Source organism: Cytobacillus sp. MT66 (assembly GCF_058792595.1).
This window is the reverse complement of record NZ_JBXAFB010000003.1, coordinates 146,988-161,534: the sequence shown is the minus strand read 5'-3', so window position 1 is coordinate 161,534 and position 14,547 is coordinate 146,988. Positions and strand designations below refer to the sequence as shown.

19 protein-coding genes are annotated in these 14,547 nt (G+C 37.7%); 13 read left to right on the top strand and 6 right to left on the bottom strand.

The genetic code is table 11. The features are described from left to right. Positions 1 to 3: 3 nt before the first annotated feature. Both hflX and AC1Q59_RS06770 read left to right on the top strand, forming a co-directional pair. A complete protein-coding gene (gene hflX, locus AC1Q59_RS06775; RefSeq protein ID WP_492365360.1) occupies positions 4 to 1,242 on the top strand; it encodes a GTPase HflX in 1,239 nt (412 codons plus the stop codon). Between the two features lie 13 nt (positions 1,243 to 1,255). Next, complete coding sequence (locus AC1Q59_RS06770; RefSeq protein ID WP_492365037.1) at positions 1,256 to 2,518, top strand: methionine gamma-lyase family protein; 1,263 nt, start codon at positions 1,256 to 1,258, stop codon at positions 2,516 to 2,518. A gap of 66 nt (positions 2,519 to 2,584) precedes the next feature. On the opposite strand, the gene AC1Q59_RS06765 is transcribed toward AC1Q59_RS06770, so the two are convergent. The 3 genes from AC1Q59_RS06765 to AC1Q59_RS06755 are packed head-to-tail and all read right to left on the bottom strand — an operon-like array spanning position 2,585 to position 6,282. Beyond that, a complete protein-coding gene (locus tag AC1Q59_RS06765) occupies positions 2,585 to 3,697 on the bottom strand; it encodes a Ger(x)C family spore germination protein (protein WP_492365036.1) in 1,113 nt (370 codons plus the stop codon). Continuing rightward, positions 3,684 to 4,790, bottom strand: a complete 1,107-nt coding sequence (locus AC1Q59_RS06760; protein WP_492365035.1) for a GerAB/ArcD/ProY family transporter — start codon at positions 4,788 to 4,790, stop codon at positions 3,684 to 3,686. The genes AC1Q59_RS06765 and AC1Q59_RS06760 overlap by 14 nt, the downstream gene beginning before the upstream one ends. Next, positions 4,768 to 6,282 carry a spore germination protein gene (locus AC1Q59_RS06755; protein WP_492365034.1) on the bottom strand — a complete coding sequence of 505 codons (1,515 nt, stop codon included), beginning with the start codon at positions 6,280 to 6,282 and terminating at the stop codon, positions 4,768 to 4,770. Before AC1Q59_RS06755 ends, AC1Q59_RS06760 begins: the two co-directional genes overlap by 23 nt. A 183-nt stretch (positions 6,283 to 6,465) precedes the next feature. Between AC1Q59_RS06755 and AC1Q59_RS06750 the strand changes: the two genes are divergently transcribed. The 11 genes from AC1Q59_RS06750 (at position 6,466) to AC1Q59_RS06700 (ending at position 12,663) form a co-directional block, all read left to right on the top strand. Further along, complete coding sequence (locus AC1Q59_RS06750) at positions 6,466 to 6,867, top strand: MerR family transcriptional regulator (RefSeq protein ID WP_492365033.1); 402 nt, start codon at positions 6,466 to 6,468, stop codon at positions 6,865 to 6,867. Between the two features lie 27 nt (positions 6,868 to 6,894). Continuing rightward, a complete protein-coding gene (glnA, locus tag AC1Q59_RS06745) occupies positions 6,895 to 8,229 on the top strand; it encodes a type I glutamate--ammonia ligase (RefSeq protein WP_492365032.1) in 1,335 nt (444 codons plus the stop codon). A 182-nt stretch (positions 8,230 to 8,411) separates the two neighbouring features. Next, positions 8,412 to 8,792 carry a rhodanese-like domain-containing protein gene (locus tag AC1Q59_RS06740; RefSeq protein ID WP_492365031.1) on the top strand — a complete coding sequence of 127 codons (381 nt, stop codon included), beginning with the start codon at positions 8,412 to 8,414 and terminating at the stop codon, positions 8,790 to 8,792. Then, positions 8,782 to 9,042 carry a metal-sensitive transcriptional regulator gene (locus AC1Q59_RS06735; RefSeq protein WP_492365030.1) on the top strand — a complete coding sequence of 87 codons (261 nt, stop codon included), beginning with the start codon at positions 8,782 to 8,784 and terminating at the stop codon, positions 9,040 to 9,042. The genes AC1Q59_RS06740 and AC1Q59_RS06735 overlap by 11 nt, the downstream gene beginning before the upstream one ends. Positions 9,043 to 9,126: 84 nt before the next feature. Next, on the top strand, positions 9,127 to 9,354 hold the full coding sequence (locus tag AC1Q59_RS06730; RefSeq protein WP_492365029.1) for a sulfurtransferase TusA family protein: 228 nt from the start codon (positions 9,127 to 9,129) through the stop codon (positions 9,352 to 9,354). 49 nt (positions 9,355 to 9,403) lie between these two features. Beyond that, positions 9,404 to 9,883: a DsrE/DsrF/DrsH-like family protein gene (locus tag AC1Q59_RS06725; RefSeq protein WP_492365028.1), complete on the top strand. Its 480-nt coding sequence runs from the start codon at positions 9,404 to 9,406 to the stop codon at positions 9,881 to 9,883. Between the two features lie 35 nt (positions 9,884 to 9,918). Then, a complete protein-coding gene (locus tag AC1Q59_RS06720; RefSeq protein WP_492365027.1) occupies positions 9,919 to 10,284 on the top strand; it encodes a rhodanese-like domain-containing protein in 366 nt (121 codons plus the stop codon). 15 nt (positions 10,285 to 10,299) lie between these two features. Further along, on the top strand, positions 10,300 to 10,596 hold the full coding sequence (locus AC1Q59_RS06715) for a rhodanese-like domain-containing protein (protein ID WP_492365026.1): 297 nt from the start codon (positions 10,300 to 10,302) through the stop codon (positions 10,594 to 10,596). A 60-nt stretch (positions 10,597 to 10,656) separates the two neighbouring features. Then, on the top strand, positions 10,657 to 11,232 hold the full coding sequence (locus tag AC1Q59_RS06710) for a sulfurtransferase TusA family protein (RefSeq protein WP_492365025.1): 576 nt from the start codon (positions 10,657 to 10,659) through the stop codon (positions 11,230 to 11,232). Positions 11,233 to 11,279: 47 nt separating this feature from the next. Beyond that, positions 11,280 to 12,407, top strand: a complete 1,128-nt coding sequence (locus AC1Q59_RS06705) for an MBL fold metallo-hydrolase (protein ID WP_492365024.1) — start codon at positions 11,280 to 11,282, stop codon at positions 12,405 to 12,407. A gap of 28 nt (positions 12,408 to 12,435) precedes the next feature. Beyond that, complete coding sequence (locus AC1Q59_RS06700; protein WP_492365023.1) at positions 12,436 to 12,663, top strand: sulfurtransferase TusA family protein; 228 nt, start codon at positions 12,436 to 12,438, stop codon at positions 12,661 to 12,663. Positions 12,664 to 12,863: 200 nt separating this feature from the next. Here AC1Q59_RS06700 and AC1Q59_RS06695 read toward each other — a convergent pair whose 3' ends face one another. Genes AC1Q59_RS06695 through AC1Q59_RS06685 form a run of 3 tightly spaced genes read right to left on the bottom strand, consistent with a single transcriptional unit; the run spans position 12,864 to position 14,471 of the window. After that, the gene (locus AC1Q59_RS06695; protein ID WP_492365022.1) at positions 12,864 to 13,454 is read right to left on the bottom strand and encodes a peroxiredoxin family protein; all 591 of its coding nucleotides are present in this window, start codon (positions 13,452 to 13,454) and stop codon (positions 12,864 to 12,866) included. Next, the gene (locus AC1Q59_RS06690; protein ID WP_492365021.1) at positions 13,447 to 14,073 is read right to left on the bottom strand and encodes a hypothetical protein; all 627 of its coding nucleotides are present in this window, start codon (positions 14,071 to 14,073) and stop codon (positions 13,447 to 13,449) included. Before AC1Q59_RS06690 ends, AC1Q59_RS06695 begins: the two co-directional genes overlap by 8 nt. Next, positions 14,070 to 14,471, bottom strand: coding sequence for an OsmC family protein (locus AC1Q59_RS06685; RefSeq protein ID WP_492365020.1), 402 nt, complete (start codon positions 14,469 to 14,471; stop codon positions 14,070 to 14,072). The genes AC1Q59_RS06690 and AC1Q59_RS06685 overlap by 4 nt, the downstream gene beginning before the upstream one ends. Positions 14,472 to 14,547: the final 76 nt, after the last annotated feature.

Sequence of the window (14,547 nt, the reverse complement as noted above, 5' to 3'; positions counted from 1 at the left end):
AACATGGAAAAGGTTATTCTTGTTGGGTGTCAGACGAGCGAGGATGATCTTCATTTTGAATATTCCTTGGACGAGCTTGCCTCGTTAACGAAAACAGCAAAAGGTAATCCAGTAGCGACCCTTACGCAAAAAAGGGAGCGCGTCTCTTCTGCTACATACATAGGAAAAGGAAAAGTTGAGGAACTAAAAGCCTTGCAGGAGGAATTAGACGCAGACCTCATTATATTTAATGACGAACTGTCACCAAGCCAGTCAAGGAATCTGGCAGCCGAGCTCGACGCAAAGATCATTGATCGTACACAATTAATATTAGATATATTTGCACAAAGAGCACGCTCTAAAGAAGGAAAGCTGCAGGTTGAGCTTGCCCAGCTGCAATACCTGCTACCGCGCCTTGGCGGCCAAGGGATTCAATTATCAAGACTTGGAGGCGGAATTGGGACAAGAGGTCCAGGTGAAACAAAGCTTGAAACAGACCGCCGGCATATCCGCAATCGGATTCACGAAATTAAAAATCAGCTCTCTGTGATCGTCCAGCATCGCGACAGGTACCGGGAACGAAGAAAGAAAAATAAGGCCTTTCAAATTGCCCTTGTCGGTTACACAAATGCGGGTAAGTCGACTTTATTTAATCGGCTGACTGAAGCAGACTCATTTGAAGAAAACCAGCTATTTGCTACCCTAGACCCCATGACGAGAAAAATCATTCTGCCAAGCGGATTTTTAGCTCTTTTAACAGACACGGTTGGGTTTATTCAGGACTTGCCAACAACATTAATTGCTGCCTTCCGTTCAACTCTTGAAGAGGTAAAGGAAGCGGATCTGCTGCTTCACCTTGTCGACAGTTCAAATCCTGATTATTTTCAGCATGAACAGACTGTAAATAAACTGCTTGAAGAACTGGAAATCGAAAAAATTCCGCAAATCACGGTTTATAACAAGCGGGATGAAAAACATCCGGATTTTGTTCCAACGGCAAAAACGAAATCCATGCAAATCAGCGCGCTTAATGAAAATGACCGCAGTCAGCTAAAGCAATTCATTGAAGGAGTCGTGCTGGAAATGATGAGCTACTACAATGTTCGGGTGCCTTCTACGGAAGGAAAACTGATTTCTCAGCTAAAAAATGAAACAATCTTGCGTGAACTTAGCTTCGAGGAAGAAAATCAGGTGTATAATTGTAAAGGCTATTATTTAGAGGATCATCAAATATCTGGTCCGTTAAGAAATTACATGAATTAGATAGGAGAACACCATGATTCAACAATTATCAAATGGGGAAAAGCTGCAGCCGATAGTTAAAGAGGTGGAGCAGCAAATTGCACCCGTACTAACAGAAATCGATGAACGAATAGATGAAAATCAATATCGAGTGTTAAAGAGCTTTCAAAATCATCGAGTGAGTGATGCACATTTCATTCCGACCACAGGTTATGGATATGATGATATGGGCAGAGATACATTGGAGGAAATTTATGCAGAAGTATTTGGCGGTGAAGCAGGACTTGTAAGACCGCAAATTATTTCCGGCACACATGCCATTTCCATTGCCTTATTCGGCGTTCTTCGCCCAGGTGATGAGCTTTTGTACATAACAGGAAAACCCTATGACACATTGGAAGAAATCGTGGGCATTCGGGGCACAGGGGTTGGCTCATTAAAGGAATTTGGCATTTCGTATAACAGTGTGGCACTGACTGAAGAGGGAAATGTGGATTTTCAAGCGATAGCAAAGGCAATCAAACCAAATACGAAAATGATTGGCATTCAGCGTTCAAAAGGTTATGCGACAAGACCATCTTTTACGATTTCACAAATTGAAGAGATGATCCAATTCGTCAAAGAGGTAAAGGACGATGTAGTGGTTTTTGTTGATAACTGCTATGGAGAATTCGTGGAGAACCAGGAACCATGCCATGTCGGAGCAGATCTAATGGCAGGCTCATTGATTAAAAATCCTGGCGGCGGCCTTGCGAAAACGGGCGGATATATTGTAGGCAGCCAAAAATGGGTAGAGGCCTGTTCTTACCGGATGACTTCTCCTGGTATAGGAGCGGAAGCGGGGGCAAGTCTTTACAGCCTGCAGGAAATGTATCAGGGATTCTTCATGGCTCCACATATTACCGGCCAGGCTTTAAAGGGTGCAGTCTTTACTGCAGCCATGCTCGATCAGATGGGAATGAATTCATCGCCCAAATGGAATGATAAACGAACGGATTTAATCCAGTCCGTACAATTTGATGACCGTGAGAAAATGATTGCCTTCTGCCAGGCGATTCAATATGCAGCACCGATCAACTCCCATGTGACTCCATATCCAAGCCCAATGCCTGGCTATGAAGATGACGTCATCATGGCTGCCGGCGCCTTCATCCAGGGCGCCAGCATCGAGTTATCCGCAGACGGCCCAATCCGCCCGCCATACGTCGCTTACGTACAAGGGGGACTCACATACTCCCACGTAAAAATAGCTATCTGCACAGCATTAAACCATTTATTAGAAAAAGGATTAGTATAAAAAAATTAATAAAAACAGCAGCTAAACTTTTTATTTACAAGGTCTGAGCTGCTGTTTTTTTAGCTATTATAAAGTAATACCGCTGCCGATAATATTAATTTTTACCTTAGGGTTCACCTCAATATTTTCATAATAATTTTTTCCTTTTATTTCTTTCCAAATCGATGGATGATAGGCGATTAATTCTCTGCCTAATCCAAGAATATCGCTCTGGTGGTTTGCAAGTTTCTTAAAAAGAGCCTCTGCATTTTTCGAAACTTGTCTTGATAATTGCCGATTTAGATCTTTTATCATTTTCTGATTATTTAAATGATCTTCTGGGAAATCAACAACCTCTACATCGAGTTGAAGAGATAAATCAACACTGACTTTATCCCTTTTCCTAATTTTTAGATCTCTTGACACTCTTTTCACATCATAACTCAAGGCTGTGTCTGTTGGCTGTTCAATAATATGTGTAAATATAGTTTTTCTGGACTTTTTATCCATAAAAAGTAATAATAACTTACTTTCATCAACGGAAAGATATTCACCTGTAAAGCTCCGGTCATGAAAAAGTGCAGTTCCCTTCACTTTTACCGTTTGATCTACCTCATCTATTTCTAAGTAGGGAAGAAAGAAATCCTTTCCTTCATCAAGCATATAAGTGCAAATCGTTTCAGCTGTTACTGATGGAATCTCAGTCATAACTTCACTGCTTTTAATCATTTCAAAAAAGTATTCTGCTTTTTCCATTTCCTTTTCACTCAAGTGCTGAATTAGTTTATTGGCACTGCCGGAAGTAACAGCCACTTTAGAGTTTACATTGATTCTTGGGTCCCGATAAAACGAATCTAAAACATTGAAAATATCAGCTTTTGCAATATCATTCCCTAAAATGACCGTTCTTCCTTTAGCCGGATCAAATATGCCAGGTACACTTTGATCAATTTTTAAACTTGTTTCCCTTATATTTTTTCCTTTTCCAGATACTACTTCATTCGTGATAGACATTTCTCCTCTGCTAGACTTGCTAATATTTAAATTTCGGATCACTACAGTAGTCAGATATTCTCCTTTCTCATCCAAGTCGAAGCCTGATAAGTAAACGGTTCGAACATCTTTCAGTAATCTTTCATCCCAGCAGCCTGTTAATAGTGTTAGAGAAAAGAGGAGCAGGACCAGTTTACTTTTCTTCATAGCCGTATGATGCCTCCCGTTTAAAGATAATAGCAATGAGAAGAAGAAGTGCAGGAATTAGAATGCCAAAGGTCAAGTTTAATATCTCCGCCCATTTTCTAAAATTGATAATTTCTATGTAATAATGAAAAGTAATAGATACGATAAGAACCACTGCGCTAGAAAAAATAACAGCAATACTATGTTTCACGCATAATAATTTGCTAATTCCCATACTTCCCAAATAGGCGTAACTTAGAAAAGTAGTTGCAATGATGATCCCCCAAATCGATAAAAATATTAAATCTAAACGTTGTAATACATGTATATCAATCGTTCTAAGCATGTAGAGAACAGGTTCGGGAATAATTTTTATTTCGGCAGGGCTAAACATGATCGTAGCGATAATAACAATATAGGTATAAAGCACGGTTACAAAAAAAATAGCAAAAAGTGCTCCTTTCATTGCTGAGAAGCTTTTAGGGTGTTTGACAAAAGCAAAATAAATAAGCAATGTTTCATATCCTGTAAAGGCTGGAAAGGTTTCTCTCATGCCCTTAAGAATCTTCCAGACGCCACTTGATCCAATAGGAAAAAGATAACGAAAATCAAAGTGTGGATCCTGAAAAGTAAGAAGGGTAATAAAAAATAAAAATAAAATGAATATAAACAGGAAAGAAAATAAATACACCATGCTTCTTATCGACCCAATACATCCATAAATGAGAACAACCATACCTAAGAAAAGCAATACAATCTTTGGTGTACCGGGGAAAATCCATCGAACGAAAATATCATCAATGACGATAAAGGTATAACTAACAATGATAAGCAGATAGACAATATAAAGGATATTAATGAAGTTACCGAATGTCCTGCCCAAAATAATTTTGCTAAAATCAAATAAAGTAAGATGGGGGAAGCGTTTACATAAAAGCCACAAAAGCAATATAACTAGCTGAAAAGCAAATCCTGAAATCAAAACAGCGATCCAGCCATCATGTTGTGCACTTTTATAGGTATGGAAGGGTAAGGATAATATCCCTATCCCCACCATAGTTTGCACCAATAAAAAAAATAATTCCGATTGATTAATACGGGTCTTCACCATCATTTAATTTCCACTCTCTTTCCATTTTCACCTTATGAATTCGAGATGAGCTTTTTGGCCGATCCCCCTTCATCCATACAGGGGCACGGATGATTGTATCTTTCAATTCATGTACATTAAGGGGGGCAAAAGGCGAAAAATAGGGAACACCAAAAGAAGTGAGACGGGAAAGATGGATTAAGATTAATAAAACGCCCACCATAATTCCGAGAAAGCCGAAGATTCCTGCTAAGATCATTAAAGGAAATCCAAGGACACGTATAGAACTGCTCATCTCTATATTAGGCTGAACAAAAGAAGAGACGGCAGTTAATGCTACAACAATTAAGCCTCCATAGGAAACAAATCCTGCTTCAACCATTGATGTTCCAACAACTAAAGCACCAACAATTCCAAATGTAGAGGCAATAGAAGCCGGTAAACGGATGGATGCCTCTCTTAATAATTCGAAGGTGAATTGCATGCCCAGCAATTCTATGATTGGCTTTACAGGTACAAAGCTTAAAGTTGATTGAAATGAATAAACAAGCTCTGTAGGAATGACCTCGTAATGAAATGTAACAATCGCTACATAAAGAGCTGGCAATATTAAAGCGTTAATATAACCAGTTAATCGAAGGAGCCTGAAAAAAGAACCTAATTCCCATCGGCTTGCATAATCATCGGGGGATTGGAAAAATATAGTAAAAGTAGCTGGTAAAATATATGCTTTGGGACTTCCATCGATCACTATGGCTATTTTCCCATCCTTCAGATTGCAAGCAGCGCGTTCCGGAAGCTCCGTGTCTAAAAGTTGGGGGAATGGAGAGAATGTTTGTTCTTCAATACAGTCCTGTATATCACCTGGCGACCGGATAAAATCAAGACTTATGCTTGTTAATCGTTTTTCAACTGTATTTAAAATTTCAGGATCCACCAATTGATCCACATACAATAAGCATGCATCCGTAGGGGATTTTGTGCCTAAGCTATACTTTTTAACTGTAAACCCGGGCATTTTAACCCGGTTCCGCAGCAAATAGATGTTCTTGTTAAGGCTTTCAACAAACCCTTCATGTGCGCCAAGCATCGCTTTTTCTATAAGAGCTTCGGAAACTTCTCTTCCCATTGATGCTTTTACATCCAATAAGAAACCTTCCTGAGAGTCTTCTTTTTTAATGAGCAAACAATTCCCATCTAATAACCCTCTTACCGCTTTCTCATTATTAGAAATATTCTTGATATCCTTGCTGTATAATTCGTTCAAAATATCATTGTTCTCCATTTTTATAAGTGGCTTAATTACTTTTGATTCCAACTTTTCTTGATCCACCAAAGGAGACAGGTAAAGAATAATATAAGAAACACCATTGATATGAATTTCCCGATCTTTTAAATCTTCAGTATGATTCATTTGTTTTTTAATATTTTCGATAGAAAAGGGCTGCAGATTTTCCCAATTGTTCAATGGCAAATTTTCATGTTCCTTTTTCGATATCCTTTTTCTGAATATCATCGCATAAATCCCCTCTGTATAATGGAGTTTTTAATATTATGTGGAGATACATCGTATTTAAACCTTAATTAAAACTTGTTTAAAAATCCTATGTCAGAAAACCTAACATGAGGTTGACAACAAACCTAACATTGCTTTATAGTAGAAAAATAAAAAGAAAGATTGGTTTAAGGGGGGAAATAAGTGACTGGGAGCAACATTAGGCGTTCCATGCCGCTTTTTCCAATTGGACCGGTTATGCAGTTAACAGAACTGTCAGCAAGACAAATTCGATATTACGAAGAGCATCAACTAATTTCACCAGCAAGAACAGAAGGTAATCGTCGAATGTTTTCCTTAAATGATATTGATAAGCTTCTTGAGATTAAAGACTTGCTGGACCAGGGTGTGAATATAGCCGGCATCAAACAGATCTTTGCCGAAAAATATTCACATGAGCTAGCAAGTATACAGGAAGAAGAAAAAGAATTTAAGGAAGTAACCAATGACAAACTTAGGAAAATTCTAAGGAAAGAATTGGTACAGGCTGGGAGGTTCAACTTGCATTCCCAGCAGCAATCAGGAATCAGCCGTTTTTATCATTAAAACTTTCATCCTAGGAGGGCATAAGATATGTCAAAGTATACAAAAGACGATATTATACGAATTTCGGAAGAAGAAAATGTAAAATTCATTCGTTTACAGTTTACTGATATTTTAGGAACGATTAAGAATGTGGAAATTCCGATCAGTCAGCTTGAAAAAGCATTAGACAATAAAATGATGTTTGACGGCTCCTCCATTGAAGGGTTTGTCCGCATTGAAGAATCAGATATGTACTTATTTCCTGATCTAGATACATGGGTTGTTTTTCCATGGACAGCTGAAAAGGGCAAAGTTGCCCGCTTGATCTGTGATGTTTATAATGCAGACGGCACACCTTTCCAAGGCGATCCGCGCAGCAATTTGAAAAGAGTTTTAAAAGAAATGGAAGACATGGGATTCACTGATTTCAATCTTGGACCTGAACCAGAATTCTTCCTTTTCAAATTAGATCAATATGGAGAGCCAACGCTTGATCTGAATGATAATGGAGGATACTTTGACCTTGCCCCAACAGACTTAGGTGAGAACTGCCGCCGTGATATCGTGTTAGAGCTTGAGGAAATGGGTTTTGAAATTGAAGCTTCACACCATGAAGTGGCACCAGGCCAGCATGAAATTGATTTCAAATATGCTGATGCAGTAACAGCATGTGACCAAATTCAGACATTCAAATTAGTGGTTAAAACAATTGCCCGCAAGCATGGCCTGCATGCGACATTTATGCCTAAGCCATTATTCGGTGTAGCTGGATCTGGGATGCACTGCAATGTGTCCTTATTCAAAAATGGAAAAAATGCGTTCTTTGATGAAACAGGGGATCTGCAGATGAGTGACACTGCCCGCCAGTTTATTGCTGGGATTCTAAAGCATGCAACTAGTTTTACAGCTGTAACCAATCCGACAGTTAACTCCTATAAACGGTTAGTTCCAGGGTACGAAGCCCCTTGCTATGTAGCATGGTCTGGACAAAACCGCTCACCGCTTGTCCGTATTCCTTCATCTAGAGGAGTCAGCACACGCGTGGAAGTAAGAAGTGTAGATCCAGCAGCAAATCCATACTTAGCACTGGCTGTTCTGCTAAAAGCAGGATTAGATGGCATTAAGAACCAATCAACGCCGCCAGCATCTGTTGACCGCAATATCTACGTGATGAGTAAGGCTGAAAGAATGGCAGAAGGAATTATTGATCTTCCTTCCACATTAGCAGAAGCTTTAGAATTACTAAAACAAAATGAAGTCATTGTTTCTGCATTAGGGGAGCATATTTTCGAACACTTTGTTGAAGCAAAAGAAATCGAATGGGACATGTTCCGTACCCAAGTCCATCCTTGGGAAAGAGAACAATATATGAGCATGTACTAAAATGAAAACCCTCAATACCAATGGTGTTGAGGGTTTTTTTGTTGCAATTATAAAATTAACTGAAACTTAAGAGTAAACTTACTCCTGTGAATCGGAAGGAAAGGTGTTGACAATATACCTATAAGGGTATAACATTGTGCTTGTCAGTAATTTTCTTATCAAAAATTAAATGAGGTATAAAAATGATATTTTTTATTATAGCACTAATCATCATTATTGTATTAACATATTATAGATATTTTCCTGTCAGGGGAGTTCAGTGTTTTAACACATTAAAGGTCAACGACGATTCTATACAAATTGTAGATGTTAGAGATTACAACCAGTCATATAAGGACCCGGTATTAAAGGCGATGAACATTCCAGTAGGATATATGAAAAGATATTATCAGGAAATATCCCGTGTGAAAATATTTGTTGTAGCTTCCGACAATCTCGAAAAAAATATAAGCATTCGATTCCTTAGAAAAAAAGGATTTCAAGTAACAGGCTATATGTTAACAGACTGTAAAAAATGTAAAGAGCAAACGAGGAATGGAGAGGAGTATTCTCATGGAATATAATGATCAAATTAAAAATAGGGTAAAGCGAATGGAAGGCCAGCTCAGAGGAATTTTGAAAATGATGGAAGAAAATAAAGATTGTAAAGAGGTGATCACACAGTTGTCAGCCGTTCGATCGGCGGTTGATCGAACTGTAGGCGTGGTCGTAAGTTCAAATTTGGTTGAATGTGTCCTTGATGCGGAAAAAAAGGGAGAACAAGCGGATGAATTGATTAAAGAAGCTGTTAATTTGCTTGTAAAAAGCAGATAAAAATAACGGTTGACATTCTTTTTTTTATTTAGTAATATACCCATAGGGGTAATGGTAAGAAATAAAAACGTGGAGGTAATATAAATGACTTCTGATAAAATATTAGACGCAAAAGGATTAGCATGTCCAATGCCAATCGTAAAAACAAAAAAAGCCATGAATGAACTTGAATCTGGTCAAGTGCTAGAGATTCTTACAACAGATAAAGGTGCAAAAAATGACCTTGCTGCATGGGCTAAATCAAGCGGGCATGAGCTTTTGAATTATGAAGAAGAAAATGATGTATTAAGGTTTTGGATCAAAAAAGGATAATTTTTTTAGAATTTAACATACCCTACAGGGTAAAAACAGGAGGCATAAAATGTCGGAAAAGAAAAAGACAACAATCATTTTATTTAGCGGGGATTATGACAAAGCAATGGCGGCTTACATTATTGCAAATGGTGCAGCTGCTTATGACCATGAAGTAACGATTTTCCATACATTTTGGGGATTAAATGCTTTGCGAAAAGATGAGAATATCCAAGTGAAAAAAAGTTTCATGGAAAAAATGTTTGGAAAAATGATGCCTAAGGGTGCAGATAAAATGGGGCTTTCCAAAATGAACTTTGCGGGCTTCGGTCCTAAAATGATTAAAGATGTGATGAAAAAGCATAATGCTGTGCCGCTGCCGCAATTAATTGAAATGGCGCAAGAACAGGAAATTAAATTAGTGGCATGTACAATGACAATGGATTTGTTAGGCCTTCAGCAAGAAGAACTGCTGGATAATATAGAATACGCCGGTGTCGCAGCCTATTTAGCCGATGCTGAAGAAGGCAATGTGAACCTGTTTATCTAAATACAGAATTTCCCCTAAATAAGGAGGGTCTAGGTTTGGAATATCTAAATTATATAATCATCGCTCTTTTCCTATTTCTCATCATAAAACGGATGGTTCCTACTAAAGGAGTCAGACAGATTTCAACAGCAGAATTAAAAAGTGAACTGAAAGATCACAGCAAGCAATTTATTGATGTTAGAACTCCGGGAGAATTCAAGGGAAATAGCATTGGAGGATTTAAAAATCTTCCGCTCCATCATCTTTCGCAAAAGGCAGAAAAGGAACTGTCAAAAGACAAAGAAGTCATTGTTATTTGTCAAAGCGGCATGAGAAGTCAAAAGGCCACTAAAATATTAAAAAAATTAGGGTTTTCAAAAGTGACAAATGTAAAGGGCGGATTGAGCGCCTGGAGATCATAAAGGGAGGAATTTAAAATGAAACAATTTACAGCTAAGGAAGTTGAAAATTTTTTAAAGGAAGGAAAAAACTTAAATCTTATCGATGTTAGAGAAGTGGATGAGGTAGAAACAGGAAAAATTCCAGGAGCCATTCATATTCCACTTGGATTATTAGAATTCCGTATGCATGAATTAGATAAATCTAAAGAATACATCATGGTTTGCCGTTCTGGAGGAAGAAGCGGCCGCGCATGTCAGCTTCTTGAAAGTCATGGGTTTAATGTCATTAATATGGCTGGCGGGATGCTTCATTGGGAAGGAAACAAGGAGTAATTTTTGCTGCTGGGAAGCTTTTAATACCTGTATGAGTAATAATAGGAGGTTTTTTAAAAAATGGAATCATTAAAAACAGACTTTTTATTGGACGCAAAAGGGCTTGCCTGCCCAATGCCGATTGTTAAAACAAAAAAGGCAATGAATAATCTTGAATCTGGTCAGGTTTTGGAAGTTCAGGCAACAGATAAGGGATCAAAAGCTGATATTCAGGCTTGGGCAAAAAGTTCAGGTCATCAGTATCTTGGGACCATCGAAGAGGGAGAAGTCCTAAAGCATTACCTAAGAAAATCTTCCAATGATGGTTCAGTGGAAAGAAAACATCTTAATGTCATCGATAATGAAGAACTTAATCAAAAGTTAGAAACGAATACTAACATTGTGCTTATAGATGTAAGAGAAGCAGCAGAATACGCCTTTAACCATATACCTAACGCTATTTCCATTCCTTTAGGAGAATTAGAAGATCGCTTAGATGAATTAAACAAAAATGATGAGATCTATGTGGTGTGCCGAACAGGAAACCGCAGCGACCTTGCGGCTCAAAAACTAGCAGATAAAGGTTTTGCTAAAGTAATAAATGTCGTACCAGGTATGAGTGAGTGGACAGGAAAAACGGTTTCTTTGAACAAGTAAAAACATTATTTTTTTAATTTAAAATATACCATAGGGGGTAAAAGTTGATGACTGTAAAAGTAATGACTTCAAAACAAGTGACAAAAAAAGTTTTTAATAAAGAAAAATTATTTATTCTTGATGTTCGTAATGAAAGTGATTTTAATGATTGGAAAATTGAAGGGGAAAATTTTGATTACTTAAATATCCCATATTTTGAATTGCTGGATGGGGTAGAAGGCATATTGGATAAGCTTCCAGCCGATAAGGAAATATTAGTGGTATGTGCAAAGGAAGGATCTTCTGTCATGGTGGCAGAAATGCTATCTGAACAAGACTTAACAGTGTCCTATTTACAAGGCGGCATGAAAGCATGGAGTGAACACCTTGAGCCTGTAAAAGTAGGAGAGTTAACTGATGGCGGTGAAATTTATCAATTCGTCCGAATCGGAAAAGGATGTCTATCCTATATGGTGGTTTCCAACGGCGAGGCAGCTATCATTGATGCCACTCGAATGACTGATATTTATGTTGATTTTGCAAAAGAAATTGGGGCGCAAATTACCCATGTATTTGATACTCACCTGCATGCTGACCACATTTCTGGCGGAAGAGTTATTGCTGAGAATACTGGGGCAACATATTGGCTGCCGCCAAAGGATGCAACTGAGGTAACATTCGAATATAGCCCATTAGAGGGTGGTAACGTGGTAACTATCGGCAATACAGCCATTGATATTCACGCTTTATACTCACCAGGACACACAATTGGTTCTACATCATTTGTTGTGGATGGCAAGTTTCTTCTTTCAGGAGATATCTTATTTATCGATTCGATTGGAAGACCTGATTTAGCAGGAATGGCTGAAGACTGGGTAGCGGATCTGCGTGAAAGCCTTTATTCTCGTTACAGAGAGCTTTCAGAAGAACTAGTGGTTCTTCCTGCTCACTTTATGATCATCGATGAATTAAACGATGATGGCAGTGTATCAGAAAAATTAGGTACATTATTTGCTAAAAATCACGGTTTAAATATTGAAGATGAAAACGAATTTAGAAAATTGGTGACTGAGAATCTGCCGCCACAGCCAAATGCATACCAAGAAATTCGCCAAACGAATATGGGGAAAATCAGCCCGGATGAGGAAAAACAACGGGAAATGGAAATCGGACCAAACCGTTGCGCTGTTAGATAATTAACATATTTAAGGAGGAATAGAAATAATGGAAGCAGCAAAAATTTTAGATGCAAAAGGCTTAGCATGTCCAATGCCAATCGTGAGAACAAAAAAGGCAATAAATGAATTAGCTTCAGGTGATGTTCTAGAAATTTATGCGACAGATAAAGGGGCAAAAAATGACCTGGCTGCATGGGCAAAATCTGGCGGCCATGAACTTATCAAACATGAAGAAGAAAATGGAGTTTTAAAATTTTGGATTAAAAAGGGCTAATGGAAGTTCTATTAGTTTAAATTATAGGATCTGGTATTACTGAATCCTGATTTACACTGTGTTCGGAAAAATAAACGGTAAAATTCCGTTTTAATTGAAATCTCATACCTTCACGAAAATCAACAATGTATAACAACATAGCAAAGGTAGAAAAAAGAAGAAGACTGGAATACGTCTTCTTCTTTTTATATTTTTCTTTTTTATTCAATATCCTTCGTTAAATTGATCATCGTGTCTTCATTCATTGGGCCAACTACTTTCTTTGTAATGATTCCATTAGAGTCGATGATATAGCTGGTAGGAATCGTGAACGCTTGGTATTGTGGGCCAATCATACCTTCCTTGTCAAGAAGAATAGGGAAGGTAAGCCCGTAATCGGCGACAAAGGACTCAATGGCCTCCTGACCATTATCAATATTAGTAAGGTTTACAGCAACAATCTCAATACCTTCATTTGCATTTTTTTCATAGAAGTTTTGCATATGCGGCATCTCGGCTTTACACGGCGGACACCATGTAGCCCAAAAATTTAAAATTACTTTTTTTCCTCTATAATCAGAAAGGCTTACTGTCTCACCATTTAAAGATCCTAATTTAAAGTCTGGAGCAGCTTTTCCTTCCTGTACCTCAGAAAGATCAGCCCCTGGAATGTTTTCATTGGCAGAAATGTCTTCTGCAGGATTAACAGGATCATTATTATTTGTTTCTTCTTGAAACGGATTCCATATGTTCAGGATGAAAATCGCTGCTGCTAGGATAATAATAACGATGGATAATAGATTTTTAATCAAGTTTAGTGTCCTCCTCATTACTTTTTATAAATGCAATTAGAATGGTGCAGCCGATCCATGAAAAGGTTAATACCACCTTTGAGGAAAAAGAACTGAATATGCTCATAATCATTAGTTCTGATAAGAAAACGACTATAAAGAGCTGAGCTGATAGACGCAGCTTGTTCTTTTTTAAATAATAGAGTAAGAGCAAATACCCTATTAATAGAATGGAGTGGCATAACCCTTCAATGGCTTTTTGTTCTAGTAAAGAAACAACAGCTTCATAGATGATATAGTAAAGGAGGAATATTTGAGCCGAGTGTTCATAAAATGAACGGTATTTTTTTGCTGCAATAAAAAACAGATAAAATGAAAGAACGGCCAAGCCAAGAATATTGCCTTTTGTCCCTCCATTAAAATAGATAATGGACAGGGGCATGTCTAAAAACATTTTTAGATTAAACACGATATAGCTTAATTTCCAAACAAGAATATAAAAGAAAAACCCATTCCAATACCAATCTTCAACCTTTTTTTTATATAAAATTCTATAAATGAGTGGAGTAATAAAAAGTGTAATAAATATGGCTATCCAAACGGCAGGAATGGTAATGCTGCCAACATTCAGATAGGTCATTGATCGTCATTCGGTGTTGAATGTTTAATCGTAAAAGTGATATCAATGGATTCAATGACTGACTGAATCATTCCGCAATTTCGAACTACCAGCGCAGCTAATTGTTCGCCTTGCTGAGGAGAAATGATCTTTTCTGATTGAACATAAGCAATAATAGTTATTTGTTCGATTCGATTGGTCTGATCAGGGTTTCTGACAGCGGAAACTTCCATCTCTATATTCATGTAAGCATGCCTTTTTTTTACGAGAATCTTTTCTAGCAACATCCCGCTGCATCCAATTAAAGAGGAGACAAAAAGCTCAAATGGACGAAACCCCACTTTTTCATTAGTAGAAATTTGCAGCTGGTCAAAGTCTAAATGGCCAATGACACCATCTTTATCAATTGTGAACCTCATATAAACACTCCCTTTCAATTGGATTATGAATCCAGTATGTTAAGGAATGATTAAGAATTAATTTAGAAAAGTAACT

Bases quoted from the DNA above. Each gene is read 5' to 3' on its own strand.
- AC1Q59_RS06735 (WP_492365030.1), top strand. From the start codon at position 8,782: ATGGAATATAATGATCAAATTAAAAATAGGGTAAAGCGAATGGAAGGC.
- AC1Q59_RS06710 (WP_492365025.1), top strand. From the start codon at position 10,657: ATGGAATCATTAAAAACAGACTTTTTATTGGACGCAAAAGGGCTTGCC.
- AC1Q59_RS06755 (WP_492365034.1), bottom strand. From the start codon at position 6,282: ATGATATTCAGAAAAAGGATATCGAAAAAGGAACATGAAAATTTGCCA.
- AC1Q59_RS06760 (WP_492365035.1), bottom strand. From the start codon at position 4,790: ATGATGGTGAAGACCCGTATTAATCAATCGGAATTATTTTTTTTATTG.
- AC1Q59_RS06765 (WP_492365036.1), bottom strand. From the start codon at position 3,697: ATGAAGAAAAGTAAACTGGTCCTGCTCCTCTTTTCTCTAACACTATTA.
- AC1Q59_RS06730 (WP_492365029.1), top strand. From the start codon at position 9,127: ATGACTTCTGATAAAATATTAGACGCAAAAGGATTAGCATGTCCAATG.
- glnA (WP_492365032.1), top strand. From the start codon at position 6,895: ATGTCAAAGTATACAAAAGACGATATTATACGAATTTCGGAAGAAGAA.
- hflX (WP_492365360.1), top strand. From the start codon at position 4: ATGGAAAAGGTTATTCTTGTTGGGTGTCAGACGAGCGAGGATGATCTT.
- AC1Q59_RS06770 (WP_492365037.1), top strand. From the start codon at position 1,256: ATGATTCAACAATTATCAAATGGGGAAAAGCTGCAGCCGATAGTTAAA.
- AC1Q59_RS06685 (WP_492365020.1), bottom strand. From the start codon at position 14,471: ATGAGGTTCACAATTGATAAAGATGGTGTCATTGGCCATTTAGACTTT.
- AC1Q59_RS06740 (WP_492365031.1), top strand. From the start codon at position 8,412: ATGATATTTTTTATTATAGCACTAATCATCATTATTGTATTAACATAT.
- AC1Q59_RS06705 (WP_492365024.1), top strand. From the start codon at position 11,280: ATGACTGTAAAAGTAATGACTTCAAAACAAGTGACAAAAAAAGTTTTT.
- AC1Q59_RS06725 (WP_492365028.1), top strand. From the start codon at position 9,404: ATGTCGGAAAAGAAAAAGACAACAATCATTTTATTTAGCGGGGATTAT.
- AC1Q59_RS06690 (WP_492365021.1), bottom strand. From the start codon at position 14,073: ATGACCTATCTGAATGTTGGCAGCATTACCATTCCTGCCGTTTGGATA.
- AC1Q59_RS06715 (WP_492365026.1), top strand. From the start codon at position 10,300: ATGAAACAATTTACAGCTAAGGAAGTTGAAAATTTTTTAAAGGAAGGA.
- AC1Q59_RS06700 (WP_492365023.1), top strand. From the start codon at position 12,436: ATGGAAGCAGCAAAAATTTTAGATGCAAAAGGCTTAGCATGTCCAATG.